This window comes from Salinicola tamaricis (assembly GCF_003006155.1).
GTDB classification, from domain to species: Bacteria; Pseudomonadota; Gammaproteobacteria; order Pseudomonadales; family Halomonadaceae; genus Salinicola; species Salinicola tamaricis.
Window position 1 is genome coordinate 501,546 of record NZ_CP023559.1, and the last position, 25,535, is coordinate 527,080.

23 protein-coding genes and 3 pseudogenes are annotated in these 25,535 nt (G+C 62.9%); 1 reads left to right on the top strand and 25 read right to left on the bottom strand.

What is annotated here, in order from left to right:
• Positions 1-42: 42 nt before the first annotated feature.
• The 25 genes and pseudogenes from CN538_RS23975 to CN538_RS02340 form a co-directional block, all read right to left on the bottom strand.
• On the bottom strand, positions 43-1,773 hold the full coding sequence (locus tag CN538_RS23975; protein ID WP_164999486.1) for a type I secretion C-terminal target domain-containing protein: 1,731 nt from the start codon (positions 1,771-1,773) through the stop codon (positions 43-45).
• A complete protein-coding gene (locus tag CN538_RS02245) occupies positions 1,739-2,416 on the bottom strand; it encodes a VWA domain-containing protein (protein WP_277985079.1) in 678 nt (225 codons plus the stop codon). Before CN538_RS02245 ends, CN538_RS23975 begins: the two co-directional genes overlap by 35 nt.
• Before the next feature lie 199 nt (positions 2,417-2,615).
• Entirely contained in the window at positions 2,616-2,930 is a 315-nt protein-coding gene (locus CN538_RS02250; protein ID WP_106418422.1) for a hypothetical protein, read from the bottom strand.
• A gap of 135 nt (positions 2,931-3,065) precedes the next feature.
• Entirely contained in the window at positions 3,066-3,614 is a 549-nt protein-coding gene (locus CN538_RS02255) for a hypothetical protein (RefSeq protein ID WP_106418423.1), read from the bottom strand.
• A complete protein-coding gene (locus CN538_RS02260) occupies positions 3,614-4,423 on the bottom strand; it encodes a VCBS domain-containing protein (RefSeq protein WP_340638308.1) in 810 nt (269 codons plus the stop codon). Before CN538_RS02260 ends, CN538_RS02255 begins: the two co-directional genes overlap by 1 nt.
• Positions 4,344-4,673 (bottom strand): annotated as a pseudogene (locus tag CN538_RS25875) (VCBS domain-containing protein); the annotation flags it as partial. The gene CN538_RS02260 and the pseudogene CN538_RS25875, both read right to left, overlap by 80 nt.
• Before the next feature lie 83 nt (positions 4,674-4,756).
• The gene (locus CN538_RS02270; RefSeq protein WP_106418426.1) at positions 4,757-4,993 is read right to left on the bottom strand and encodes a hypothetical protein; all 237 of its coding nucleotides are present in this window, start codon (positions 4,991-4,993) and stop codon (positions 4,757-4,759) included.
• Positions 4,990-5,352 carry a hypothetical protein gene (locus CN538_RS02275; protein WP_164999487.1) on the bottom strand — a complete coding sequence of 121 codons (363 nt, stop codon included), beginning with the start codon at positions 5,350-5,352 and terminating at the stop codon, positions 4,990-4,992. Before CN538_RS02275 ends, CN538_RS02270 begins: the two co-directional genes overlap by 4 nt.
• Before the next feature lie 105 nt (positions 5,353-5,457).
• Positions 5,458-5,853 (bottom strand): hypothetical protein, encoded by a 396-nt coding sequence (locus CN538_RS25880; protein ID WP_164999488.1) that lies wholly within the window; start codon positions 5,851-5,853, stop codon positions 5,458-5,460.
• 37 nt (positions 5,854-5,890) lie between these two features.
• Positions 5,891-6,184: pseudogene (locus CN538_RS25885) on the bottom strand (Ig-like domain-containing protein); the annotation flags it as partial.
• Entirely contained in the window at positions 6,127-7,857 is a 1,731-nt protein-coding gene (locus tag CN538_RS02285) for a tandem-95 repeat protein (protein WP_242495740.1), read from the bottom strand. The pseudogene CN538_RS25885 and the gene CN538_RS02285, both read right to left, overlap by 58 nt.
• Complete coding sequence (locus CN538_RS02290; RefSeq protein WP_164999489.1) at positions 7,854-8,930, bottom strand: tandem-95 repeat protein; 1,077 nt, start codon at positions 8,928-8,930, stop codon at positions 7,854-7,856. The genes CN538_RS02285 and CN538_RS02290 overlap by 4 nt, the downstream gene beginning before the upstream one ends.
• An 8-nt stretch (positions 8,931-8,938) precedes the next feature.
• Positions 8,939-9,136, bottom strand: coding sequence for an Ig-like domain-containing protein (locus CN538_RS19720; RefSeq protein ID WP_129591280.1), 198 nt, complete (start codon positions 9,134-9,136; stop codon positions 8,939-8,941).
• Positions 9,066-9,479: an Ig-like domain-containing protein gene (locus CN538_RS02295; protein ID WP_164999490.1), complete on the bottom strand. Its 414-nt coding sequence runs from the start codon at positions 9,477-9,479 to the stop codon at positions 9,066-9,068. The genes CN538_RS19720 and CN538_RS02295 overlap by 71 nt, the downstream gene beginning before the upstream one ends.
• Positions 9,480-9,487: 8 nt before the next feature.
• Entirely contained in the window at positions 9,488-9,691 is a 204-nt protein-coding gene (locus CN538_RS25890) for a VCBS domain-containing protein (protein ID WP_129591419.1), read from the bottom strand.
• Positions 9,688-10,074 carry a VCBS domain-containing protein gene (locus tag CN538_RS02300; RefSeq protein ID WP_164999491.1) on the bottom strand — a complete coding sequence of 129 codons (387 nt, stop codon included), beginning with the start codon at positions 10,072-10,074 and terminating at the stop codon, positions 9,688-9,690. Before CN538_RS02300 ends, CN538_RS25890 begins: the two co-directional genes overlap by 4 nt.
• Before the next feature lie 8 nt (positions 10,075-10,082).
• Positions 10,083-10,589 (bottom strand): annotated as a pseudogene (locus CN538_RS02305) (VCBS domain-containing protein); the annotation flags it as partial.
• Between the two features lie 103 nt (positions 10,590-10,692).
• Complete coding sequence (locus CN538_RS02310) at positions 10,693-11,004, bottom strand: VCBS domain-containing protein (protein WP_106418432.1); 312 nt, start codon at positions 11,002-11,004, stop codon at positions 10,693-10,695.
• Positions 10,991-11,344 carry a hypothetical protein gene (locus CN538_RS19730; protein WP_242495487.1) on the bottom strand — a complete coding sequence of 118 codons (354 nt, stop codon included), beginning with the start codon at positions 11,342-11,344 and terminating at the stop codon, positions 10,991-10,993. Before CN538_RS19730 ends, CN538_RS02310 begins: the two co-directional genes overlap by 14 nt.
• Positions 11,345-11,376: 32 nt before the next feature.
• Positions 11,377-12,990 (bottom strand): tandem-95 repeat protein, encoded by a 1,614-nt coding sequence (locus CN538_RS02315; protein WP_106418433.1) that lies wholly within the window; start codon positions 12,988-12,990, stop codon positions 11,377-11,379.
• Complete coding sequence (locus CN538_RS02320; RefSeq protein ID WP_106418434.1) at positions 12,881-16,267, bottom strand: tandem-95 repeat protein; 3,387 nt, start codon at positions 16,265-16,267, stop codon at positions 12,881-12,883. Before CN538_RS02320 ends, CN538_RS02315 begins: the two co-directional genes overlap by 110 nt.
• A 2-nt stretch (positions 16,268-16,269) precedes the next feature.
• Complete coding sequence (locus CN538_RS02325) at positions 16,270-17,922, bottom strand: tandem-95 repeat protein (RefSeq protein WP_242495741.1); 1,653 nt, start codon at positions 17,920-17,922, stop codon at positions 16,270-16,272.
• Entirely contained in the window at positions 17,856-19,628 is a 1,773-nt protein-coding gene (locus tag CN538_RS02330) for a tandem-95 repeat protein (RefSeq protein ID WP_422917566.1), read from the bottom strand. The genes CN538_RS02325 and CN538_RS02330 overlap by 67 nt, the downstream gene beginning before the upstream one ends.
• Positions 19,609-23,508: a beta strand repeat-containing protein gene (locus CN538_RS02335; protein WP_242495742.1), complete on the bottom strand. Its 3,900-nt coding sequence runs from the start codon at positions 23,506-23,508 to the stop codon at positions 19,609-19,611. Before CN538_RS02335 ends, CN538_RS02330 begins: the two co-directional genes overlap by 20 nt.
• The gene (locus tag CN538_RS02340) at positions 23,442-24,530 is read right to left on the bottom strand and encodes a retention module-containing protein (RefSeq protein WP_106418438.1); all 1,089 of its coding nucleotides are present in this window, start codon (positions 24,528-24,530) and stop codon (positions 23,442-23,444) included. Before CN538_RS02340 ends, CN538_RS02335 begins: the two co-directional genes overlap by 67 nt.
• Before the next feature lie 244 nt (positions 24,531-24,774).
• On the opposite strand from CN538_RS02340, the gene CN538_RS23980 reads away from it, so the two are divergent.
• Complete coding sequence (locus CN538_RS23980; protein WP_207233602.1) at positions 24,775-25,515, top strand: aminotransferase class I/II-fold pyridoxal phosphate-dependent enzyme; 741 nt, start codon at positions 24,775-24,777, stop codon at positions 25,513-25,515.
• The last annotated feature ends 20 nt before the right edge of the window (positions 25,516-25,535 follow it).

Below are 25,535 nucleotides of genomic sequence, written 5' to 3' on the forward strand. Positions count from 1 at the left end.
GCCGTGACCATTCATTATGGCGCACCTCAACTTGTGGCCCCCTTAACCGTCCATGTTCGTCTTCAGGTTGCCGTGATCCAGCAGCGTCTTGATGATCTCGGTATCGGAACCGCCCAGACTGGTCATATCGACGTTGCTGAACACGATTTTCTGGGTCACCGCCCCGCTGGGCCCGTCGGTCTTGATCTCCAGCGTCGAGCCGCCGCTGGTGGCGGTGCCCGCGCCCCGCTGGCTTCCCCCTTGGACGAAGTGCATCTGCTGGGCGGCCAGCGAGGCCAGATCGGCATTGGAGAGGCTCGAGCTGCCGATATCCAGCATGTCGGACAGATCCAGCCGGTCGCCGCCGTCACCGCCCTTGAAGTCGGTGATACGGTCGACCGCCGGGGCATTCGAAGCGCCCTGGTCACCGCGCATCCAGGCGAAGGTATCGCTGCCCTCGCCGCCGGTGAGAATGTCGTTGCCCTTGCCGCCCTCGAGGCGATCGGCCCCCGCACCGCCATCGAGGATGTCGTTGCCAGCACCGCCGCTCAAGGTATCACGGCCGGCGCCACCGCTCAGGGTATCGTTGCCTTCGCCGCCGCGCAGGATGTCGTTGCCGTCACCACCGGTGAGGATGTCGTTGCCCTTGCCGCCGATCAGCACGTCGTCGCCCTTGCCACCATTGAGCGTCGTACCGCTGTCGTTGGCCATCAGGGTGTCGTCGCCATCGGTGCCGGTCAACGTCTGGCCGCGATGGTAGTCGACGGTCACCGCTGCCGTATCGGTGCCTCCCTGACTGTCGGTGAGGGTGTAATCGGTCCTCAGCGTCGTGGTCATGTCGGCGGCGTTGGCGTAACCGATCTTCATCGACAGGTCGTAGGTCTCGGCCCCGTACCCGTCGAGGAGCCCCGAGCCGCCATCCTTCACGTTCATGACGGCAACGGTGTAGCTCTTGTCAGCGCCGCTCGTGTTGGTGAAGGTGCCGCCATCAGCAAGCGCAGTGAAGTTACCATCCCCGGCGCCCCTGTAGGCCAGCGCCACGCCGGCCGCGACATTGGTCGCCAGGGTCAAGGATTCACCGGCACGCAGGGTCAACGTCATGAAGTCGTTGGCGTTGCTGCCGAACCCCGACAGCCAGCTACCACCGGCCAGACTGCCACGCACCACGGTTGCCGCGGTGTTGGCCGCCTGAGCAGCGGTAGAGAAACTGCCGCGATCGAGAGAGAAACTATCGACGTTGCGCTTGTCCTGAGTCTGTACGCTGGCCGCCGTAAAATCGGATGCACGATCCTTCCAGCCGGTGGTCAGCGTCAAGCCGTTGGTGGTCGCCGTGGTGCCCGCAGCGATGGCGTCATTGGCGAGCAGCACATCGGCGCCGATGCTCAGGCTCGGGCTCAGAATGTTGGTGATGATATGGTCGTCATGAGCTGCCGTTACACCGTTCTTGACGTTGATGTTCATCACGCCACTGGCGGTGTCGCCATCGGCATCACTCAGGGTGTAACGAACGGCGTCGGTGCCGAAGCTGCCCAGCTTCGCCGTGTAGCGATAGCTGCCATCGTCCATGTCCATGATCAGCTTGCCGCCGAGCTCGGTGGTGATACCGAGCTTGTGCGAACTGCTGTCATAGGTGTAGCTGGCAGCGCTCGACGAGGCAGTGATCGCACCGCTGGCCTTGTCGAAGGTGAAGGTCACCCCATCGACCACCAGACTCTTGACGAAACCGCCATCTCCGCCCATCAGCGATAGCCCGTGAGCGCTACCGCTCAGCAGGCCATCCTGCAGCAGCGGCATCTGCACCGTCCCCCGTGACCACGTCATCGAGTGCATTGAGATCGCGGATGATCACGGCATCGGTGTTATCACCGGTACGGCCGTCGTAGGCCACCGGATTGAGATAGGTCTGGCTCACGTCGCCACCGATACCCAGCGCCAGGGAGTCGATGCCATTCTTGCCGAGAAACGCTTTCCAGGCGGATTCTTCGGAACTGCTGATTCCGTCCCCCAACGCCGTTTCGGTGGAAGTGCCGGGATTCCCGTGAAAGTATCCGTATCGGTCGTAATAACCAGCAGACGGATTGTCGCTCGAGAGTGTCGGCGCGCCGTCGGAGAAGAAGTAGGAGACGTTCTGCACGTCGCCGCTCAGCTTGCCACTGCCGTTCCAGGCATGCTGGGCATTGCTCAGCGCATAGTCGTAGTTGGTACCGCCACCGACCTGCAGCGTGTCGACAGCCTTGAGCGCATCGGCGACCGTCATCCACTGCTTGGGCGCGCTGTCGAGCTGATCCGAGAATGGTGCCAGCGCCACCTTGACGTTACCGATGTCATCGTAGCGGCCTAGCATCTCGCGGATCGACTGCTGCAGCACCTGCAGTCGCGTCTGCTCGACACCATCCACCGTGACTCTGTCGTTCATGCTCTCCGACGTATCCACCACCAACAGTACGTTGGTGTTGATCGCCCCCTGTACGAAGTTGACGTCACGTGTGCTGGCTACCGGCGAATCGTCCTCGACGGTGACGCCGATGCTGCTATTGGCGCTCAGGCTACCATCGCTGACCTTGACCCCGAGGTTGAAGCTCAGGGTATCTTCACCGCGGTTCGGGTGATCGATGCCGGCTTTCAGCGTGACCTGGTTACTGGCCGTTGGCGTCGATGGTGGCGCGAATCACCTCCTTGCCACCGGCCGACCCGATGAGCGTGCCGCTATCGCTGCCGCTCCAGGTGATCGCGGCGCCTCCTGAGGTCAACGTCGTGGTCGGCGCCGTCAGCGTATAGGCCAGCTTGTCGCCATCGACATCGGTGGCAACCACTCGGCCACTGGCGGTCGTTGAATCGGTCGTGTCGGACGTGCCTTGGGTATCCGGCGCACCACCCGGCAATCCCTCTTCGGAGACGGTGGCGCTGTAGCCCTGCGCCAGGATAACCGGCGCGTCATTGACCGGATGCACGGTGACCGGATGGCCACGCTAGTGGTCGCGCTGTCGCCGTTGCTGCTCTCGGTCGAGGTGACCGTCGCGGTCAGGTTGATCGTGCCGTTGTAGTTGGCCGCCGGCTTGAGGTCAGCGTATTGAGATTCCAGCCGCTCAGATCCACGCTGCCACTGCCGCCGACCACGGTATGGCTACATCGCTCAGCGTGGCGCCTGCCGGAATACCACTAAGCCTGACGCCACTGAGCGTCTCGAGCCCCGGTGTCGTCAGCGCCGCGGCGATCTTGGACAGATGGATCACCGAATCCTCGTCGCCTTCGTTCATGGCATAGAGCTGGTAGTAGCCATTGCCATGGCCATCGCTGCCGAGCAGCCCGGAGTGGTTGACGTTGGCGGCGTCGAGCGCGCTGACATCCTGCATCAACACGTAGTTGGCAGTATTGAGAGGCTGCGGAGCACTGCCGTTGACGCCGACGTTGAGGCTGTAGTGTCCCGGACCATTCTGATTGTGCTGGTAGAGATCGAGCGTGTAGTAACCGTTCACGCTTGGCACGAAGGAGCCCGAGTAAGCGCCCTTGGGGTCCCCTGTGCCATTGGTGTCCCCCCAGGTCGCCTGGGCGACCACGTTGCCGCCGACCAGCAGACGAATACTGTCATCGCCGACCCCACTGAAGGTGTAGGTCTTGCCCGCCTCCAGATACATCAGTCCGGAGAGATGCTCGCGGTCCCCACGGGCACATCGCCATTGGCAGCGTCAGTGGTGTTACCCCTGCTCGCCGGCGTACCGGCCGCGTCGATCGTCGACTGTAGTGTCGCCGGATTGGCGCCGTCGCCGCTGGTGCCCAAGGGTAGACCGGTAAAGGTCTCCTTGAGCAATCCCTGGCCGTTAGCGTTGTTACCACTCAGCGTCAGCGAGGGCGCGTCGGCCACTGCCGTGACATTGATCGTGGCCGTCGCCGGCGTGGCATCCTTGCCGCCCAGGTTATCGATCGCCGTGTACTTGAGCGAGGTGGTGCCCGACCAGTTGCCATCGGGCTTGAAGTAGACCGTTGCGCCATTGCTGCTGGCCGACAGCGTCGCGCCGGCAGCCAGCTGTTGGGTGCCTGCGGCATCGCTGTAGAACTTGCCGTTGGCGCCGAGAGATGTGAGCTGGAAGCTCGCGATCGTGCCATCGGCATCCGTACCCGAAAGATTGACCGCGATCAGGGGCGACGGATCTTCGCGCCCCGTGACGCTGACATCGCGTGCTTCCGGCAGCTCGTTGGTACCCGCAATGGTCACCGAGATCGTCTGGGTGGTGCCGTCGAGGGTGCTCACCGTGAAGTGCTCAACCTTGGTCTCGCCCGCCTTCAGATACTGCACGGCACTGTTGGCCACGCTGTAGCTCCAGTTGCCTCCGGCGGTGATGGCGAGTGTGCCGAGTGTGCCGGCATCAGCACTGGCATGACCCGGCACGAAGGCACTCTGCGCATAGTCCATCATCGTGACCGTCAGGGCCCCGTTGGTCGTCAGATGGCCTGCGGCGTGTGACGTTGGTGTCCTCGGTCACCGAGCCGGTTGCGGTGCCAGTGATGACTGCCACGTCGTTGGTGCCGGTCACACCCACTGTCAGTGTCGAGGTGGCGCTGCCGCCATGACCATCGCTGACGACGTAGGTGAACGCATCGCTTCCTCGGCCCCCCTCGGGCAACTCGCGAGTCGCCTGGCGATTGACATCCAAGGCGTAGCTATAGCTGCCATCCGCATTGAGCGTCAGCGTGCCGTATACCCCTGCAGGACGACACTCGCACTACCGGGCAAGGCTCGATTGCGTGCCGGCTTGCGTATTGGCGACACCGGTCACCATCAGCGGATCGCTCTCCGGATACTGTCGTTGGCCAGGATATTGCCATTGGCCAACGTCGAGCCGGCATCGATGACACTAGCGCTGCCGTAAACCGTACCGCCTTCCAGCGCTGTGAGGGTGGTCGGCGTGCCGAGCGTGTGAGTCTCCACATTCATCGGGGTCGCACGACCATCGGTCGTGACAATCAGCAGATCCCCGGTAGCGCTCTCCGCCAAGCCGTACACCTGGCCACTCATGCTCGCCACCACATCGTGGATGCATTGCCGAGGGCATCGGTTCGGATGCTGCCGTCACCGCTCAACGCCACCTCGAGCACGTTCCCACTCGAGTCGGACATGTAGAGATGGTTGCCGACATACTGCAGATCACCGCCCGCCGTGAAGTCGGTCGAGGCAATCTTGTAGCAGTCATCGTTGGGGGTCGATCGAGAACAGCCCCGTCGTGGCGGCACTGGCAGCATCAATTGGCCATCAGGCATAGGCGCCAGCGAATTGATCTGTGAGAGCCCGGATACGGCACCCAACGCAGTAGCCAAGCCCGTCGCCGCCTCGATGCGGTAAAGCGTCGAGACATCCTCTTCACCCGCAAACGCCACCCCATAGAGCGTGCCCGATGTGCCGCGCTGGCGATATCGCCCAAACCACTGATCACCTGGCCGGCACCATCCTTGATGGTAACGCTGGTCTGGCTCTTCCCGTGGTCAAGTTCCAGGTCCGAGCGAGCCCTGTGCCGTAGAGAGATAGACGAAGTCCGGCTTAGCCGTGACCTCTGCCACATCCGGCCGAGCCACTGGCGCATCGTTGGTGCCGGTCACTGTCACGGTCAAGGGGCAGTATCGGACCTCCCTGACCATCGCTGACGGTGTAGCTGACTTGTGTGGTGTCTTGCTGATCCGCGGCCAGATGAGCGAACGCCGTGCCCCGGATTGAAGCTGTAGGAACCATCCGTTCAGCGTGAAGGTACCAGCCGTTGAGCCGGCGATGGCGGTGCCCACATTGGCATCGTTGCCATTGACCGCGCTGACACTCAGCGTGCCGCCGTCGACATCGCTGTCGTTGGCGAACACCCTGGGCGGCGGCGACATTGAGGGTGTCATTCTCGCCCGTGCCTGCCGGTGTCAGCGACTGCCACGGGGCATTGTTGGTGCCGGTCACTGTGACGGTCAGCGTCGAGGTAGCCGTGCCTCCCTGACCATCGCTGACGGTGTAGCCGATCTGGGTAGTATCCGTTTGCCCTGCGCCCAGACGATCGAACGCCGTGCCCGGATCGAAGCTGTAGGAACCATCCGCGTTCAGCGTGAAGGTGCCGCCGTTGGAGCCGGCGATCGCCTGGCCGACGCTACCCGCTACGCCATTGACTGCACTGACGCTCAGGGTGTCGCCGTCGACATCGCTGTCGTTGGCCAGCACACCTTGGGCGGCGGACACGTCGAGGATGGCATTCTCCCCGTGCTGCCGGTATCGACGACCGCCACCGGCGCATCGTTCACCGGCGTCACGAGCAACGTGACCGTTGCCGTGTCACTGCCCCCCTGACCATCGCTGATTGTGTACTCAAACGTAGCGGGGCCGTTGTAGTTGGCTTCCGGCGTGAAGACGATGGCCCCATCGGCGAACGAGACGCTACCGTGGCTGGCATTACCGACACTCGTGACGCTCAGCGTATCGCCTTCGACGTCGGTGTCATTGGCGAGCAGATCGCCAGGACGCAGGTAGATCGCCGTATCTTCCGCGGTCGTCAGCGGGGAGTCGACGACAAAGTCGCCGAGTGGTGAGTATTCGCCATCACCAAACTTCAGCTCGGGCTGGAAGATCGCTTGCTCACCTTGATCCCAGTAGACGATCTCGATGGCATGCGTACCGCCCTGCGCCACCGTGAAGCTGTGCTCGTTGGTCGCTGGGCTTTGATTGTGATCGACCGTGGCCACAGGTTTGCCATCGATCTTCACCTGATAGCCATCGTCCGAAAGGATCTTGAACGAGTAGCTGCCTGCCTGCAGCTCGACGACGCCTCGCATCCGCAGAATGGCATCGGTACCCGTCGCCGGCGTCTCCGTGCTCAATGAATCGGCATCTGCACCGAGGAAGGACTTCAGATTGTCGGGGTTGGCCAGATTGCCACTGATGTAATTGTAGAACAGCGAGCTGGCCACGAAGGTCGCATCGGGCGTGCCTTTCTCGTCGATAAAGGCCTGAGCCTGAGACACACTCGAAAGATTCGGGCCATCGGCGTCAGCGCCTTCTTGATAGGCGAAATACTCTGAGTAAAGCCCACCAAGATTGCCATATGTGGTGTAGCTATCGTCGTTCGCCACCGGGGCATCGTTGGTGCCGGTCACCTTGATGGTTACCGTCTGCGGTTCACTCACCCCACCGTCATTGTCAGTCGCGGTGTAGGCAAATGAGACGTTGCGGCTCTCACCCGCCTTCAGACTGTCGAAGTCTGTGCCCGGGTTGAAGGTATAGCTACCGTCACTGTTGAAGCTGAGGCTACCGTTGCCCTGCCCCACATCCGTGGCGAGCTGATAGCTGGACACCGTGCCGTCGACATCGGTCGCTGCTGGTACGCTACCTTCGAGCACCTGGTTCTCACCGGTGGTCTGGGTGTCGGCCTTGGCGACCGGAGCATCGTTGGTGCCGGTGACGGTGATGGTTACCGTCTGCGGCGCGCTGACCCCGCCATTGTTGTCAGTGGCGGTATAAGTGAAGGTGACGTCACGACTCTGGCCAGCAGCCAGTGCGTCGAAGTCGGTACCCGGGTTGAAGGTGTAGCTGCCGTCGCTATTGAAGCTCAGGGAGCCATTACCCTGGCCCACGCCGGTCGCAAGCTGATAGCTCTCGACGGTGCCATCCACATCGGTAGCCGCCGGGACCTGGCTAGTCAGGGTGGCGTTCTCGCCGGTGGTCTGGGTGTCGGCCTTGGCGACCGGCAGGTCATTGGTGCCAGTGACGGTGATCGTCACCGTCTGAGGTGCACTCACCCCGCCATTGTTGTCAGTGGCGGTGTAGCTAAAGGTGACGTCACGGCTCTGGCCAGCGGCCAGACCGTCGAAGTCCGTGCCCGGGCTGAAGGTGTAGCTGCCGTCGCTATTGAAGCTCAGCGAACCGTTGTTGTTACCAACACCGTTGACAGTTGGTAGCTCTCGACGGTGCCATCGACATCGGTGGCCGCCGGGACCTGGCCATTCAGGATGGCGTTTTCACCAGTGGTCTGGGTATCCGCCTTGGCGACCGGCACGTCGTTGGTGCCGGTAACGGTGATGGTTACCGTCTGCGGCGCACTCACGCCGCCATTGTTGTCGGTGGCGGTGTAGCTAAAGGTGACGTTGCGGCTCTCGCCCGCGGCCAGACCATCGAAGTCGCCCCCCGGATTAAAGGTGTAGCTGCCGTCGTTATTGAAGCTGAGGCTGCCATTGCCCTGGCCCACGCCGGTCGCGAGCTGATAGCTCTCGACCGTGCCATCGACATCGGTGGCTGACGGCACCTGGCTGGTCAGGACGGTATTTTCCTCCGTCGTGGCCGTGGCCGCCTGAGCGACCGGCAGATCGTTGGTGCCAGTGACGGTAATGGTCACCGTCTGCGGGGCACTCAAGCCGCCATTGTTGTCGGTGGCGGTATAGCTGAAGGTGACATCACGACTCTGGCCAGCAGCCAGACCATCGAAGTCCGCGCCCGGGTTGAAGGTGTAGCTGCCGTTACTGTTGAAGCTGAGGCTGCCGTTGCCTTGGCCCACGCCGGTCGCGAGCTGATAGCTCTCGACCGTGCCATCGACATCGGTCGCTGCCGGTACCTGGCTGGTCAGGACGGTATTTTCCTCCGTCGTGGCCGTGGCCGCCTGAGCGACCGGTACGTCGTTGGTGCCGGTGACAGTGATGGTCACCGTTTGCGGCGCGCTGACGCCACCATTGTTGTCGGTCGCGGTATAGCTAAAGGTGACGTCACGACTCTGGCCAGCCGCCAGGGCGTCGAAGTCCGCACCCGGGTTGAAGGTGTAGCTGCCGTCGCTATTGAAGCTCAGCGAACCGTTGCCTTGGCCCACGCCGGTCGCAAGCTGATAGCTCTCGACCGTGCCATCGACATCGGTAGCCGCCGGCACGCTACCTTCGAGCACCTGGTTCTCACCGGTGGTCTGGGTATCCGCCTTGGCGACCGGCAGATCGTTGGTGCCGGTCACGGTAATGGTTACCGTCTGCGGCGCACTGACGCCGCGTTGTTGTCGGTGGCGGTGTAGGTAAAGGTGACGTTGCGGCTCTGGCCCGCGGCCAGACCATCGAAGTCGGCGCCCGGGTTGAAGGTGTAGCTGCCGTCGCTATTGAAGCTGAGGCTGGCCGTTGCCCTGGCCCACGCCAGTCGCGAGCTGGTAGCTCTCGATGGTGCCATCCACATCGGTGGCCGCCGGCACGCTGCCTTCGAGCACCTGGTTCTCACCGGTGGTCTGGGTATCCGCCTTGGCCACCGGCACGTCATTGGTGCCGGTCACGGTGATGGTTACCGTCTGCGGGGCGCTGACGCCGCCGTTATTATCGGTGGCGGTGTAGGTAAAGGTGACGTTACGGCTCTCGCCCGCGGCCAGACCGTCGAAGTCCGTGCCCGGGCTGAAGGTGTAGCTGCCGTCGCTATTGAAGGTCAGCGCACCATTGCCCTGGCCCACGCCGGTCGCGAGCTGATAGCTCTCGACGGTGCCGTCAACATCGGTGGCTGCCGGCACACTACCTTCGAGCACCTCGTTTCTCACCGGGGTCTGGTATCGGCCTTGGCCACCGGCAGGTCATTGGTACCGGTGACAGTGATGGTGACCGTCTGCGGGGCACTCACCCCGCCATTGTTGTCGGTCGCGGTGTAGATAAAGGTGACGTTGCGGCTTTCACCCGCGGCCAGACCATCGAAGTCGGCACCCGGGTTGAAGGTGTAGCTGCCGTCGCTATTGAAGCTCAGTGCACCATTGCCTCACCGACGTTTTGCACCAGTTGATAGCTTTCCACCGTGCCATCGACATCGGTCGCCGCCGGCACGCTATCTTCGAGTACCTGGTTCTCACCGGTGGTCTGGGTATCGCCCTTGGCCACCGGCACATCGTTGGTGCCGGTGACGGTGATGGTCACCGTCTGCGGCGCGCTGACCCCGCCATTGTTGTCGGTGGCGGTGTAGCTAAAGGTGACGTCGCGGCTCTGGCCAGCGGCCAGCGCGTCGAAGTCCGCCCCCGGGTTAAAGGTGTAGCCTGCCGTCACTATTGAAGCTGAGACTGCCGTTGCCCTGGCCCCGCCGGTCGCGAGCTGGTAGCTCTCGACGGTGCCGTCGACGTCAGTCGCCGCCGGCACTTGGCTAGTCAGCGTGGCGTTCTCGCTGGTGTCTGGGTGTCGGCCTTGGCCACCGGTACGTCGTTGGTGCCGGTGACGGTGATGGTCACCATCTGCGGGGCACTGACGCCGCCGTTATTATCGGTGGCAGTGTAGGTAAAGGTGACGTCACGACTCTGGCCGGCGGCCAGACCGTCAAAGTCAGTACCCGGGTTGAAGGTGTAGCTGCCGTCGCTATTAAAGCTCAGCGAGCCATTACCCTGGCCCACGCCGTTTCGCGAGCTGATAGCTCTCGACGTCCCGTCGACATCGGTCGCTGCCGGCACCTGAGCGTTCAGGGTGGCGTTCTCGCCGGTGGTCTGGGTGTCGGCCTTGGCGACCGGCAGGTCATTGGTGCCAGTGACGGTGATCGTCACCGTCTGAGGTGCACTCACCCCGCCATTGTTGTCAGTGGCGGTGTAGCTAAAGGTGACGTCCACGGCTCTGGCCAGCGGCCAGACCGTCAAAGTCAGTACCGGGTTGAAGGTGTAGCTGCCGTTGCTATTGAGCTGAGGCTGCCGTTGCCCTGGCCCACGCCGGTCGCAAGCTGATAGCTCTCGACCGTACCGTCGACATCGATCGCTGCCGGCACTTGGCTAGTCAGCGTGGCGTTCTCACCGGTGGTCTGGGTGTCGGCCTTGGCCACCGTACGTCGTTGGTACCAGTGACAGTGATCGTCACCGTCTGCGGGGCACTGACCCCACCATTGTTGTCAGTGGCGGTGTAGGTAAAGGTGACTTCACGACTCTGGCCAGCCGCCAGGCTGTCGAAGTCCGCCCCCGGATTGAAGGTGTAGCTGCCGTCGCTATTGAAGCTAAGGCTGCCGTTGCCCTGGCCCACGCCGGTCGCGAGCTGATAGCTCTCGACCGTGCCATCGACATCAGTGGCCGCCGGCACGCTACCTTCGAGCACTGGTTCTCGCCAGTGGTCTGCGTATCCGCCTTGGCCACCGGTACGTCATTGGTGCCAGTGACGGTGAGGTTACCGTCTGCGGGGCACTCACGCCGCCATTGTGTCGGTGGCGGTTGTAAGTGAAGGTGACGTCGCGGCTCTGACCAACGGCCAGGCTGTCGAAGTCGGCCCCCGGGTTGAAGGTGTAGCTGCCGTTACTGTTGAAGCTAAGGGCCATTGCCTTGGCCCACGCCTGTCGCGAGCTGATAGCTCTCGACCGTGCCATCGACATCGGTGGCTGCCGGCACACTACTTCGAGCACCTGGTTCTCACCGGTGGTTTGGGTATCCGCCTTGGCCACCGGCAGATCGTTGGTGCCGGTGACGGTGATGGTTACCGTCTGGGGGCACTCACGCCGCCATTGTTGTCGGTGGCGGTGTAAGTGAAGGTGACGTTGCGGCTTTCACCCGCGGCCAGACCGTCGAAGTCGGCGCCCGGGTTAAAGGTGTAGCTGCCGTCACTATTGAAGCTGAGACTGCCGTTGCCCTGGCCCACGCCGGTCGCGAGCTGATAGATCTCGACGGTGCCATCGACATCGGTCGCTGCCGGCACTTGGCTAGTCAGGGTGGCGTTCTCACCGGTGGTCTGGGTATCGGCCTTGGCCACCGGCAGATCGTTGGTGCCGGTGACGGTGATCGTCACCGTCTGCGGGGCGCTGACGCCGCCGTTATTATCGGTGGCAGTGTAGCTAAAGGTGACGTCGCGGCTCTGGCCAGCGGCCAGACCGTCAAAGTCAGTCCCCGGGTTAAAGGTGTAGCTACCGTCGCTATTGAAGCTCAGCGAGCCGTTGTTGTTACCAACACCATTGACCAGCTGATAACTCTCGACTGTGCCATCCACATCGGTAGCCGCCGGGACATGGCTAGTCAGGGTGGCGTTCTCACCGGTGGTCTGGGTATCGGCCTTGGCCACCGGCAGGTCATTGGTGCCGGTAACAGTGATCGTCACCGTCTGCGGGGCGCTCACCCCACCGTCGTTGTCGGTCGCGGTGTAGCTGAAGGTGACGTTGCGACTCTCACCCGCGGCTAGGCCGTCGAAGTCCGTGCCCGGGCTGAAGGTGTAGCTGCCGTCGCTATTGAAGGTCAGCGCACCATTGCCCTGACCCACGCCGGTCGCGAGCTGGTAGCTCTCGACGGTGCCATCCACATCAGTCGCTGCCGGTACCTGGCTGGTCAGGGCGGTATTTTCATCCGTCGTGGCCTTGGCCGCCTGAGCGACCGGTGCGTCATTGGTGCCAGTGACGGTGATCGTCACCGTCTGCGGTGCGCTGACGCCGCCATTGTTGTCGGTGGCGGTGTAGCTGAACGTGACATCGCGACTCTGACCAGCGGCCAGAGCGTCGAAGTCGGCACCCGGGTTGAAGGTGTAGCTGCCGTTACTGTTGAAGCTAAGGCTGCCATTGCCTTGGCCCACGCCTGTCGCGAGCTGGTAGCTCTCGACCGTGCCATCCACATCGGTGGCCGCCGGAACCTGGCTAGTCAGCGTGGCGTTTTCATCCGTGGTCTGGGTATCCGCCTTGGCGACCGGCGCATTGTTGGTGCCGGTGACGGTGATGGTCACCGTCTGCGGTGCGCTCACCCCACCGTTATTGTCGGTCGCCGTATAGCTGAAGGTGACATCGCGACTCTGACCCGCGGCCAAACCATCGAAGTCGTTACCTGGGTTGAAGGTGTAACTGCCGTCGCTATTGAAGCTTAGCGAGCCATTGCCCTGACCCACGCCGTTCGCGAGCTGGTAGCTCTCGACGGTGCCGTCGACGTCAGTCGCTGCCGGTACCTGGCTGGTCAGGGCGGTATTTTCATCCGTCGTGGCCGTGGCCGCCTGAGCGACCGGTGCGTCATTGGTGCCAGTGACGGTGATCGTCACCGTCTGCGGTGCGCTGACGCCGCCATTGTTGTCGGTGGCGGTGTAGCTGAACGTGACATCGCGACTCTGACCAGCGGCCAGAGCGTCGAAGTCGGCACCCGGGTTGAAGGTGTGAGCCGTCGCTGTTGAAGCTCAGCGAACCGTTGTTGTTACCAACACCGTTGACCAGTTGGTAGCTCTCGACGGTGCCGTCGACATCCGTCGCCGCCGGCACCTGAGCGTTCAGGGCGGCGTTTTCACCGGTGGTCTGGGTATCGGCCTTGGCCACCGGTACGTCGTTAGTGCCGGTGACGGTGATCGTCACCGTCTGCGGTGCGCTGACGCCGCCGTTATTATCGGTGGCGGTGTAAGTGAAGGTTACGTCGCGACTCTGGCCAGCGGCCAGTGCGTCGAAGTCCGCGCCCGGATTGAAGGTGTAGCTGCCGTCGCTATTGAAGCTCAGCGAGCCATTACCCTGGCCCACGCCGTTCGCGAGCTGATAGCTCTCGACCGTGCCATCCACATCGGTGGCCGCCGGAACCTGGCTAGTCAGCGTGGCGTTTTCACCAGTGGTCTGGGTATCCGCCTTGGCGACCGGCGCATCGTTGGTGCCGGTGACGGTGATGGTCACCGTCTGCGGGGCGCTCACCCCACCGTCGTTGTCGGTCGCGGTGTAGCTGAAGGTGACATCACGACTCTTGCCAGCGGCCAGACCGTCGAAGTCCGCACCCGGATTAAAGGTGTAGCTGCCGTCGCTATTGAAGCTAAGGCTGCCATTGCCATCACCGACGTTCTGCACCAGCTGATAGCTTTCCACCGTGCCATCCACATCGGTGGCTGCCGGCACGCTACCTTCGAGCACCTGGTTCTCACCGGTGGTCTGGGTATCCGCCTTGGCCACCGGCACGTCATTGGTGCCGGTCACGGTGATGGTTACCGTCTGCGGGGCGCTGACGCCGCCATTGTTGTCGGTGGCGGTGTAAGTGAAGGTGACGTTGCGGCTTTCACCCGCGGCCAGACCGTCGAAGTCGGCGCCCGGGTTGAAGGTGTAGCTGCCGTTGCTATTGAAGCTCAGCGAACCGTTATTGTTACCAACACCATTGACCAGCTGATAGCTCTCGACCGTACCATCCACATCGGTGGCTGCCGGCACACTACCTTCGAGCACCTGGTTCTCACCGGTGGTCTGGGTATCGGCCTTGGCCACCGGCAGGTCATTGGTGCCGGTGACGGTGATGGTTACCGTCTGCGGGGCACTCACGCCGCCATTGTTGTCGGTGGCGGTGTAGCTAAAGGTGACGTTGCGACTCTGGCCAGCGGCCAGACCGTCGAAGTCGGCACCCGGGTTGAAGGTGTAGCTGCCGTCGCTATTGAAGCTGAGGCTGCCATTGCCCTGGCCCACGCCGGTCACGAGCTGATAGCTCTCGACCGTGCCATCGACATCGGTCGCTGCCGGTACGCTACCTTCGAGCACCTGGTTCTCACCGGTGGTCTGGGTATCCGCCTTGGCGACCGGCACATCGTTAGTACCGGTGACGGTAATGGTTACCGTCTGCGGGTCGCTGACGCCGCCGTTATTATCGGTGGCGGTGTAGCTAAAGGTGACATCACGACTCTGACCAGCGGCCAGGCTGTCGAAGTCCGCACCCGGGTTAAAGGTGTAGCTGCCGTCGCTATTGAAGGTCAGCGCACCATTGCCCTGACCCACGCCAGTCGCGAGCTGGTAGCTCTCGACGGTGCCATCCACATCGGTGGCCGCCGGCACGCTGCCTTCGAGCACCTGGTTTTCGCCAGTGGTCTGGGTATCGGCCTTGGCCACCGGCAGATCGTTGGTGCCGGTGACGGTGATGGTGACCGTCTGCGGGGCACTGACGCCGCCGTTATTATCGGTGGCGGTGTAGGTAAAGGTGACGTTGCGACTCTGGCCAGCGGCCAGACCGTCGAAGTCCTCACCCGGATTAAAGGTGTAGCTGCCGTCACTATTAAAGCTCAGTGCACCATTGCCATCACCGACGTTCTGCACCAGCTGATAGCTCTCGACGGTGCCATCGACATCGGTCGCCGCCGGTACCTGGCTGGTCAGGACGGTATTTTCCTCCGTCGTGGCCGTGGCCGCCTGAGCGACCGGCAGATCGTTGGTGCCGGTCACGGTGATGGTCACCGTCTGCGGTGAGCTGACGCCGCCGTTGTTGTCGGTGGCGGTGTAGCTAAAGGTGACGTCGCGACTCTGGCCAGCGGCCAGACCGTCGAAGTCGGCACCCGGGTTGAAGGTGTAGCTGCCGTCGCTATTGAAGCTGAGGCTACCGTTGCCCTGACCCACGCCAGTCGCGAGCTGATAGCTCTCGACCGTGCCATCCACATCGGTCGCTGCCGGTACGCTACCTTCGAGCACCTGGTTCTCACCGGTGGTCTGGGTATCGGCCTTGGCCACCGGCAAATCGTTGGTGCCGGTAACGGTGATGGTCACCGTCTGCGGTGCGCTGACGCCGCCGTTATTATCGGTGGCGGTGTAGGTAAAGGTGACGTCGCGACTTTGGCCAGCGGCCAGACCGTCGAAGTCCGCCCCCGGATTGAAGGTGTAGCTGCCGTCGCTATTGAAGCTCAGTGCACCATTGCCATCACCGACGTTCTGCACCAGTTGATAACTCTCGACCGTGCCATCGACATCAGTCGCTGCCGGTACCTGGCTGGTCAGGACGGTATTTTCCTCCGTCGTGGCCGTGGCCGCCTGAGCGACCGGCAGATCGTTGGTGCCGGTAACGGTGATGGTCACCGTCTGCGGCGCGCTGACCCCACCGTTGTTGTCCGTGGCGGTGTAGCTGAAAGTGACGTTGCGGCTTTCACCCGCGGCCAGACCGTCGAAGTCCGCGCCCGGGTTGAAGGTGTAGCTGCCGTCGCTATTGAAGCTCAGCGAACCGTTGCCCTGACCCACGCCGGTCGCGAGCTGATAGCTCTCGACGGTGCCGTCTACGTCGGTCGCTGCCGGCACCTGAGCGTTCAGGGCGGCGTTTTCACCAGTGGTCTGGGTATCCGCCTTGGCGACCGGCGCATCGTTGGTGCCGGTAACGGTGATGGTCACCGTCTGCGGTGAGCTGACGCCGCCGTTATTATCGGTGGCGGTGTAAGTGAAGGTGACGTCACGGCTCTGGCCCGCGGCCAGACCATCGAAATCCGCACCCGGCGTGAAGGTGTAGCTGCCGTCGCTATTGAAGCTGAGGCTGCCATTGCCCTGGCCCACCCCGGTCGCGAGCTGATAGCTCTCGACCGTGCCGTCGACGTCGGTGGCCGCCGGCACGTTACCTTCGAGCACCTGGTTCTCGCCTGTGGTCTGGGTATCCGCCTTGGCCACCGGCACGTCGTTGGTGCCGGTAACCGTCACGGTCAGGGTGGCGGTATCGCTGCCGCCCTGACCGTCGCTGACGGTGTAAATGATTGGGTGGTGTCGGTCTGCCCCGCGGCGAGACGATCGAACGCCGTGCCCGGGTTGAAGCTGTAGGAGCCATCCGCGTTCAGCGTGAAGGTGCCGCCGTTGGAGCCGGTGATCGCGGTGCCTACGCTACCCGCCACCCCATTGACCGCGCTGACGCTCAGGGTGCCGCCGTCGACATCGCTATCGTTGGCCAGTACGCCCTGGGCAGCGGACACATTGAGGATGGTGTTCTCACCGGTGCTACCGGTATCGGCAACGGCCACCGGATCATCGTTGGTGCCGGTGACGGTGATAGTGACCGTCTGCGGGGCGCTGACGCCGCCATTGTTGTCGGTGGCGGTATAAGTGAAGGTGACGTTGCGGCTTTCACCCGCGGCCAGGCTGTCGAAGTCGGCACCCGGGTTAAAGGTGTAGCTGCCGTCGCTATTGAAGCTCAGCGTGCCATTACCGTCGCCGAGGTTCTGCGCCAACTGATAGCTCTCGACCGTGCCATCGACATCGGTGGCTGCCGGCACCTGAGCGTTCAGGGCGGCGTTCTCACCGGTGGTCTGGGTATCGGCCTTGGCCACCGGCAGATCATTGGTGCCGGTCACGGTAATCGTCACCGTCTGCGGTGCGCTCACGCCGCCATTGTTGTCGGTGGCGGTGTAAGTGAAGGTGACGTTGCGGCTTTCACCCGCGGCCAGACCGTCGAAGTCGGCGCCCGGGTTGAAGGTGTAAGAGCCGTCGCTATTGAAGCTCAGCGTGCCATTACCGTCGCCGAGGTTCTGCGCCAACTGATAGCTCTCGACCGTGCCATCGACATCGGTGGCTGCCGGCACCTGAGCGTTCAGGGCGGCGTTCTCACCGGTGGTCTGGGTATCGGCCTTGGCCACCGGCAGATCATTGGTGCCGGTCACGGTAATCGTCACCGTCTGCGGTGCGCTCACGCCGCCATTGTTGTCGGTGGCGGTGTAAGTGAAGGTGACGTTGCGGCTTTCACCCGCGGCCAGACCGTCGAAGTCGGCGCCCGGGTTGAAGGTGTAAGAGCCGTCGCTATTGAAGCTCAGCGAACCGTTGCCCTGGCCCACGTCGGTCGCAAGCTGGTAGCTCTCGACGGTGCCATCGACATCGGTGGCCGCCGGCACGCTACCTTCGAGTACCTGGTTCTCACCGGTGGTCTGGGTGTCGGCCTTGGCGACCGGTGCGTCATTGGTGCCGGTGACGGTTATGGTTACCGTCTGCGGGGCACTCACCCCGCCATTGTTGTCAGTGGCGGTGTAAGTAAAGGTGACGTCACGGCTCTGGCCGGCGGCTAGGCCGTCGAAGTCGGCGCCCGGGTTGAAGGTGTAGCTGCCGTCACTATTGAAGCTCAGTGCACCATTGCCATCACCGACGCTCTGCACCAGTTGATAACTCTCGACCGTGCCGTCGACATCAGTCGCCGCCGGCACGCTACCTTCGAGCACCTGGTTTTCGCCAGTGGTCTGGGTATCGGCCTTGGCGACCGGCAGATCGTTGGTGCCGGTAACGGTAATGGTCACCGTCTGCGGCGCACTCACGCCGCCATCGTTGTCGGTTGCGGTGTAAGTGAAGGTGACGTCACGACTCTGGCCAGCGGCCAGTGCGTCGAAGTCGGCCCCGGGTTGAAGGTGTAGCTGCCGTCGCTATTGAAGCTCAGTGCACCATTGCCATCACCGACGTTCTGCACCAGTTGATAGCTTTCCACCGTGCCATCGACATCGGTCGCTGCCGGCACGCTACCTTCGAGCACCTGGTTCTCACCGGTGGTCTGGGTATCGGCCTTGGCCACCGGCACATCGTTGGTGCCGGTGACGGTGATGGTCACCGTCTGCGGGGCACTGACCCCGCCGTTGTTGTCAGTCGCGGTGTAGCTAAAGGTGACGTTGCGGCTCTGGCCGGCGGCCAGACCGTCGAAGTCGGCACCCGGGTTGAAGGTGTAGCTGCCGTCGCTATTGAAGCTCAGTGCACCATTGCCATCACCGACGTTCTGCACCAGTTGATAGCTTTCCACCGTGCCATCGACATCGGTCGCTGCCGGCACGCTACCTTCGAGCACCTGGTTCTCACCAGTGGTCTGGGTATCGGCCTTGGCCACCGGCACATCGTTGGTGCCAGTGACGGTGATGGTCACCGTCTGCGGGGCGCTGACGCCGCCATTGTTGTCAGTGGCGGTATAAGTGAAGGTGACGTCACGACTCTGGCCAGCGGCCAGTGCGTCGAAGTCGGTACCCGGGTTGAAGGTGTAGCTGCCGTCGCTATTGAAGCTCAGTGCACCATTGCCATCACCGACGTTCTGCACCAGTTGATAGCTTTCCACCGTGCCATCGACATCGGTCGCTGCCGGCACGCTACCTTCGAGCACCTGGTTCTCACCGGTGGTCTGGGTATCGGCCTTGGCGACCGGCACATCGTTGGTGCCAGTGACGGTGATGGTCACCGTCTGCGGGGCGCTCACGCCACCATTGTTGTCGGTGGCGGTGTAGCTAAAGGTGACGTTGCGGCTCTCGCCCGCGGCCAGACCATCGAAGTCGGCCCCCGGGTTGAAGGTATAGCTGCCGTCGCTATTGAAGCTCAGTGAACCGTTGTTGTTACCAACACCGTTGACCAGTTGGTAGCTCTCGACGGTGCCATCCACATCGGTGGCTGCCGGCACGCTACCTTCGAGCACCTGGTTTTCGCCAGTGGTCTGGGTATCGGCCTTGGCGACCGGCAGATCGTTGGTGCCGGTAACGGTAATGGTCACCGTCTGCGGCGCACTCACGCCGCCATCGTTGTCGGTTGCGGTGTAAGTGAAGGTGACGTCACGACTCTGGCCAGCGGCCAGTGCGTCGAAGTCGGCCCCCGGGTTGAAGGTGTAGCTGCCGTCGCTATTGAAGCTCAGTGCACCATTGCCATCACCGACGTTCTGCACCAGTTGATAGCTTTCCACCGTGCCATCGACATCGGTCGCTGCTGGCACCTGAGCATTCAGGGTAGCGTTTTCACCAGTGGTCTGGGTATCGGCCTTGGCGACCGGCAGATCGTTGGTGCCAGTGACGGTGATGGTCACCGTCTGCGGGGCACTGACGCCGCCATTGTTGTCGGTCGCGGTGTAGGTAAAGGTGACGTCACGACTCTGGCCCGCAGCCAGACCGTCGAAGTCCGCACCCGGATTAAAGGTGTAGCTGCCGTCGCTATTGAAGCTCAGTGCACCATTGCCATCACCGACGCTCTGCACCAGTTGATAACTCTCGACCGTGCCGTCGACATCAGTCGCTGCCGGCACCTGAGCGTTCAGGGTGGCGTTTTCACCCGGTGGTCTGGGTATCCGCCTTGGCCACCGGCACGTCGTTGGTGCCGGTAACGGTGATGGTCACCGTCTGCGGTGCGCTGACGCCGCCATCGTTGTCGGTGGCGGTGTAAGTGAAGGTGACGTTGCGACTCTCACCCGCAGCCAGACCATCGAAGTCGGCACCCGGGTTAAAGGTGTAGCTGCCGTCGCTATTGAAGTCGAGGCTGCCATTGCCCTGGCCCACGCCGGCCGCGAGCTGATAGCTCTCGACCGTGCCGTCGACATCGGTCGCCGCCGGCACGCTACCTTCGAGTACCTGGTTCTCACCGGTGGTCTGGGTGTCGGTCTTGGCGACCGGCACATCGTTGGTGCCGGTCACTGTCACGATCAGCGTCGAGGTGGCAGTGCCGCCTTGGCCGTCGCTGACGATGTAGCTGATCTGGGTGGTATCGGTCTGGCCCGCGGCCAGGCGATCGAACGCCGTGCCCGGATTGAAGCTGTAGGAACCGTCCGCGTTCAGCGTGAAGGTGCCGCCGTTGGAGCCGGCAATGGCCTGGCCAACGTTTATGTCAGTGCCATTGACCGCACTTACCGTCAGCGTCCCACCATCGACATCGCTGTCGTTAGCCAGCACGCCTTGAGCTGCATCGACGGTAAGCGTGGCGTTCTCACCAGTGCTGCCGGTATCGGCGATTGCCACCGGCGCATCGTTGGTGCCGGTGACGGTGATCGTCACCGTTTGCGGCGCGCTGACCCCGCCATTGTTGTCGGTCGCGGTATAGCTAAAGGTGACGTCACGACTCTGGCCAGCCGCCAGGGCGTCGAAGTCCGCACCCGGGTTGAAGGTGTAGCTGCCGTCGCTATTGAAGCTCAGCGAACCGTTGCCCTGACCCACGCCGTTCGCGAGCTGATAGCTCTCGACCGTGCCATCGACATCGGTGGCCGCCGGAACCTGGCTAGTCAGCGTGGCGTTCTCGCCAGTGGTCTGGGTATCGGCCTTGGCCACCGGCACGTCGTTGGTGCCGGTGACGGTGATCGTCACCGTCTGCGGTGCGCTCACCCCGCCGTTGTTGTCCGTGGCGGTGTAGCTAAAGGTGACGTTGCGGCTTTCACCCGCGGCCAGACCGTCGAAGTCCGTGCCCGGATTGAAGGTGTAGGAGCCGTCGCTATTGAAGCTAAGGCTGCCATTGCCATCACCGACGTTCTGCACCAGCTGATAGCTTTCCACCGTGCCATCCACATCGGTCGCCGCCGGCACGCTACCTTCGAGCACTTGGTTCTCACCGGTGGTCTGGGTGTCGGCCTTGGCCACCGGCAGATCGTTGGTGCCAGTGACGGTGATGGTTACCGTCTGCGGCGCGCTGACCCCGCCATTGTTGTCAGTGGCGGTATAAGTGAAGGTGACGTTGCGGCTCTGACCGGCGGCCAGACCATCGAAATCCGCACCCGGCGTGAAGGTGTAGCTGCCGTCGCTATTGAAGCTCAGCGAGCCGTTGTTGTTACCAACACCATTGACCAGTTGGTAGCTCTCGACCGTGCCATCCACATCGGTGGCCGCCGGCACCTGGCTAGTCAGGGTGGCGTTTTCACCGGTGGTCTGGGTGTCGGCCTTGGCCACCGGTACGTCGTTGGTACCAGTGACAGTGATCGTCACCGTCTGCGGGGCACTGACCCCACCATTGTTGTCAGTGGCGGTATAACTGAAGGTGACGTCGCGGCTCTGGCCAGCGGCCAGCGCGTCGAAGTCCGCACCCGGGTTAAAGGTGTAGCTGCCGTCGCTATTGAAGCTGAGGCTGCCGTTGCTCTGACCCACGCCGGTCGCGAGCTGGTAGCTCTCGACCGTGCCATCCACATCGGTCGCCGCCGGCACACTACCTTCGAGCACCTGGTTCTCACCGGTGGTCTGGGTATCGGCCTTGGCCACCGGCACGTCATTGGTGCCGGTGACGGTGATGGTTACCGTCTGCGGGGCGCTGACGCCACCATTGTTGTCGGTGGCGGTGTAGCTAAAGGTGACGTTGCGGCTTTCACCCGCGGCCAGGCTGTCGAAGTCCGCCCCCGGATTGAAGGTGTAGCTGCCGTCGCTATTGAAGCTGAGGCTGCCGTTGCCCTGACCAACGCCGGTCGCGAGCTGGTAGCTCTCGACCGAGCCATCCACATCGGTCGCCGCCGGCACGCTACCTTCGAGTACCTGGTTCTCACCGGTGGTCTGGGTGTCGGCCTTGGCGACCGGTGCGTCATTGGTGCCGGTGACGGTGACCGTCAGGATGGCAGTATCGCTGCCGCCCTGGCCGTCGCTGACGGTATAGCTGATCTGAGTGGTGTCCTGCTGACCCGCGGCCAGACGATCGAATGCCGTGCCCGGATTGAAGCTGTAGGAACCGTCCGCGTTCAGCGTGAAGGTGCCGCCGTTGGAGCCGGCAATGGCCTGGCCAACGTTTGTGTCGGTGCCATCGACCGCACTTACCGTCAGCGTCCCACCATCGACATCGCTGTCGTTGGCCAGCACGCCTTGAGCTGCATCGACGGTAAGCGTGGCGTTCTCACCAGTGCTGCCGGTATCGGCGACTGCCACCGGCGCATCGTTGGTGCCGGTGACAGTGATCGTCACCGTTTGCGGCGCGCTGACCCCGCCATTGTTGTCGGTCGCGGTATAGCTAAAGGTGACGTCGCGACTCTGACCAGCGGCCAGACCGTCGAAGTCCGCACCCGGGTTGAAGGTGTAGCTGCCGTCGCTATTGAAGCTCAGTGCACCATTGCCATCACCGACGTTCTGCACCAGTTGGTAACTCTCGACCGTGCCGTCGACATCGGTGGCTGCCGGCACCTGAGCGTTCAGGGCGGCGTTCTCACCGGTGGTCTGGGTATCCGCCTTGGCGACCGGCAGATCGTTGGTGCCGGTGACAGTGATAGTGACCGTCTGCGGGGCGCTGACGCCGCCATTGTTGTCGGTGGCGGTATAAGTGAAGGTGACGTTGCGGCTTTCACCCGCGGCCAGGCTGTCGAAGTCGGCACCCGGGTTAAAGGTGTAGCTGCCGTCGCTATTGAAGCTCAGCGTGCCATTACCGTCGCCGAGGTTCTGCGCCAACTGATAGCTCTCGACCGTGCCATCGACATCGGTGGCTGCCGGCACCTGAGCGTTCAGGGCGGCGTTCTCACCGGTGGTCTGGGTATCGGCCTTGGCCACCGGCAGATCATTGGTGCCGGTCACGGTAATCGTCACCGTCTGCGGTGCGCTCACGCCGCCATTGTTGTCGGTGGCGGTGTAAGTGAAGGTGACGTTGCGGCTTTCACCCGCGGCCAGACCGTCGAAGTCGGCGCCCGGGTTGAAGGTGTAAGAGCCGTCGCTATTGAAGCTCAGCGAACCGTTGCCCTGGCCCACGTCGGTCGCAAGCTGGTAGCTCTCGACGGTGCCGTCGACATCGGTGGCTGCCGGCACGCTACCTTCGAGCACCTGGTTCTCGCCAGTGGTCTGGGTATCCGCCTTGGCCACCGGCACGTCATTGGTGCCGGTGACGGTGATGGTTACCGTCTGCGGGGCACTGACGCCGCCGTCGTTGTCGGTGGCGGTGTAGGTAAAGGTGACGTCGCGACTCTGGCCCGGAGCCAGGCTGTCGAAGTCCGCACCCGGGTCGAAGATGTAGCTGCCATCGCTATTGAAGCTAAGGCTGCCATTGCCCTGGCCCACGCCGGTCGCAAGCTGATAGCTCTCGACGGTGCCGTCGACATCGGTCGCCGCCGGCACGCTACCTTCGAGTACCTGGTTCTCACCGGTGGTCTGGGTGTCGGCCTTGGCCACCGGCAGGTCATTGGTGCCGGTAACGGTGATCGTTACCGTCTGCGGTGCGCTCACGCCGCCATTGTTGTCGGTGGCGGTGTAAGTGAAGGTGACCTCACGACTCTGGCCAGCGGCCAGTGCGTCGAAGTCGGCGCCCGGTTGAAGGTGTAAGAGCCGTCGCTATTGAAGCTCAGCGAACCGTTGCCCTGGCCCACGTCGGTCGCAAGCTGGTAGCTCTCGACGGTGCCATCGACATCGGTGGCTGCAGGGACCTGGCCATTCAGGGTGACGTTCTCACCGGTGGTCTGGGTATCCGACTTGGCGACCGGTGCGTCATTGGTGCCGGTGACGGTGATGGTTACCGTCTGCGGCGCACTGACACCGCCGTCGTTGTCGGTGGCGGTGTAGGTAAAGGTGACGTCGCGACTCTGGCCCGGAGCCAGGCTGTCGAAGTCCGCCCCCGGGTTGAAGACGTAGCTGCCGTCGCTATTGAAGCTCAGCGAGCCATTGCCCTGACCTATGCCGGTCGCGAGCTGGTAACTGGAAATGGTGCCATCGATATCGGTCGCCGTCGGCACCTGGCCATTCAACGTCGCGTTTTCGCCAGTGGTTTGGGTACCGGCACTCGCTACAGGATTCTGATTGGTTGCCGCAGCATCGGTTCCTCCGGGGGCATCGGCGGCAGGGGGCGAAAAACTTGCGGGAGTGACCACGGGCGCGCCCGGATCTGCGAAGGCAGCGTTGTAGCTATAGCTGCTGCTCTCCTCACGCCCCACCCGTGCGATGTCGAACGGGGTGGAGAAACCGCCTTCGCCGGAGAGGCTGCCGCCACCGCCGCCGGCATTACCGGCTGCCGGCGCCTGCTGAACGGCCGTCGGGTCGACACCCGCCTCGATGGCCGCCTGCAGTGCGGCGATGTCGCTATCGGCACTGCCAGCGTCCGCCACCAGCAGCGTAGGAACGTCGTCGACGACCTGGAGAATCAGCGGCTGCCCCGCGTTGAGCGGCAGCACCGCACCGTCCGCCAGAATCAGCCGGCCGCCATCTGGCGCCACCAAGGTCGCGCCCTCGGGAATCTCCATGCCGGGGACCAGCAGCTTGCGCGGATCCAGCACGAAGACATTGCCATCAACCCGGACCACGGTGAGCAGAGCAGCCATCGAACATCCCCCAATTGTAACCAGATGCGAGCGCGCAACACGCGAGTTACGCTATTTTGGCGAAATGTAACCCTTTCGTGCGCGCGCGCAAGACTAATTTATTAATCACTTCGCATGTTTCATTAATCCTAGCCTAGCATTTGTAAAACTTAGGAAAACCAAATTGTTATGGTTTGTTAGCCGGAAAGCTTCCAGGATGACGGTTAGCCAGCTCGCGACTTCCCCGATATGATCGAGCGAGCAGATGCCACCAGGTACCTACCCCCATGCCCGACGTGATCCCCGTTGCCCTGCAACCGTTCAGCTCTTCCCGGGTACGCGAGATGCCCGACAACCAGATTGTGACCGTGGCAGACCTGGCGCGGCACGACGACAGCGTGGTCCGCCTCTGGATCGGCGAAGGCGATCTACCCACGCCCACCCGATCCGCGAGGCCGCCATCGCAGCGCTCGAGGCGGGCGATACTCGCTATGGTTACTCCCAGGGCACGCCTGGCCTGAGACAGGCACTGTCGGACTATCATCGACGCCACTGGGATGTCGACGTAGCGCCCGAGCGCTTCTGCGTCTCGATCGGCGGCATGAACGCCGTGGTCATGGCCATGCAGGCCATACTCGACGAGGGCGACGAAGTGATCATGCCCTCGCCGGCCTGGCCCAACGCCAAGCAGGTGGTCGCGATCTGCGGTGGCGTCAATGTCGCGGTCGCCTTCGAGTTCCATGCCGATGGCGCCATCACGCTCGATCTCGACACTCTCTTCGCCGCGGTCACCGAACGCACGCGAGCGATCTTCATCAACTCGCCTTCCAACCCCACCGGCTGGCGCATGCCCCTGGCCGACATGCAGCGACTACGCGACTTCTGCCGCGAGCGCGGGCTGTGGATCGTCGCCGACGAGGTCTACAACCACTTCGTCTACGACGGTCAGGGGCCGGCCCCCTCTTTCTTCTGCAGCTGTGCGACGACACCGACCGTCTGCTGGTGACCAACACCTTCTCGAAGAAT

What these genes read in the sequence shown, in the direction of transcription:
- CN538_RS19720 (WP_129591280.1), bottom strand. Translation starts at nt 9,136, where the DNA reads ATGGCACCATCGAGAGCTACCAGCTCGCGACTGGCGTGGGCCAGGGCA.
- CN538_RS23975 (WP_164999486.1), bottom strand. Translation starts at nt 1,773, where the DNA reads ATGCCGCTGCTGCAGGATGGCCTGCTGAGCGGTAGCGCTCACGGGCTA.
- CN538_RS25880 (WP_164999488.1), bottom strand. Translation starts at nt 5,853, where the DNA reads ATGACACCCTCAATGTCGCCGCCGCCCAGGGTGTTCGCCAACGACAGC.
- CN538_RS23980 (WP_207233602.1), top strand. Translation starts at nt 24,775, where the DNA reads ATGCCACCAGGTACCTACCCCCATGCCCGACGTGATCCCCGTTGCCCT.
- CN538_RS02255 (WP_106418423.1), bottom strand. Translation starts at nt 3,614, where the DNA reads ATGTATCTGGAGGCGGGCAAGACCTACACCTTCAGTGGGGTCGGCGAT.
- CN538_RS02340 (WP_106418438.1), bottom strand. Translation starts at nt 24,530, where the DNA reads ATGGCTGCTCTGCTCACCGTGGTCCGGGTTGATGGCAATGTCTTCGTG.
- CN538_RS02270 (WP_106418426.1), bottom strand. Translation starts at nt 4,993, where the DNA reads ATGAGTGGCCAGGTGTACGGCTTGGCGGAGAGCGCTACCGGGGATCTG.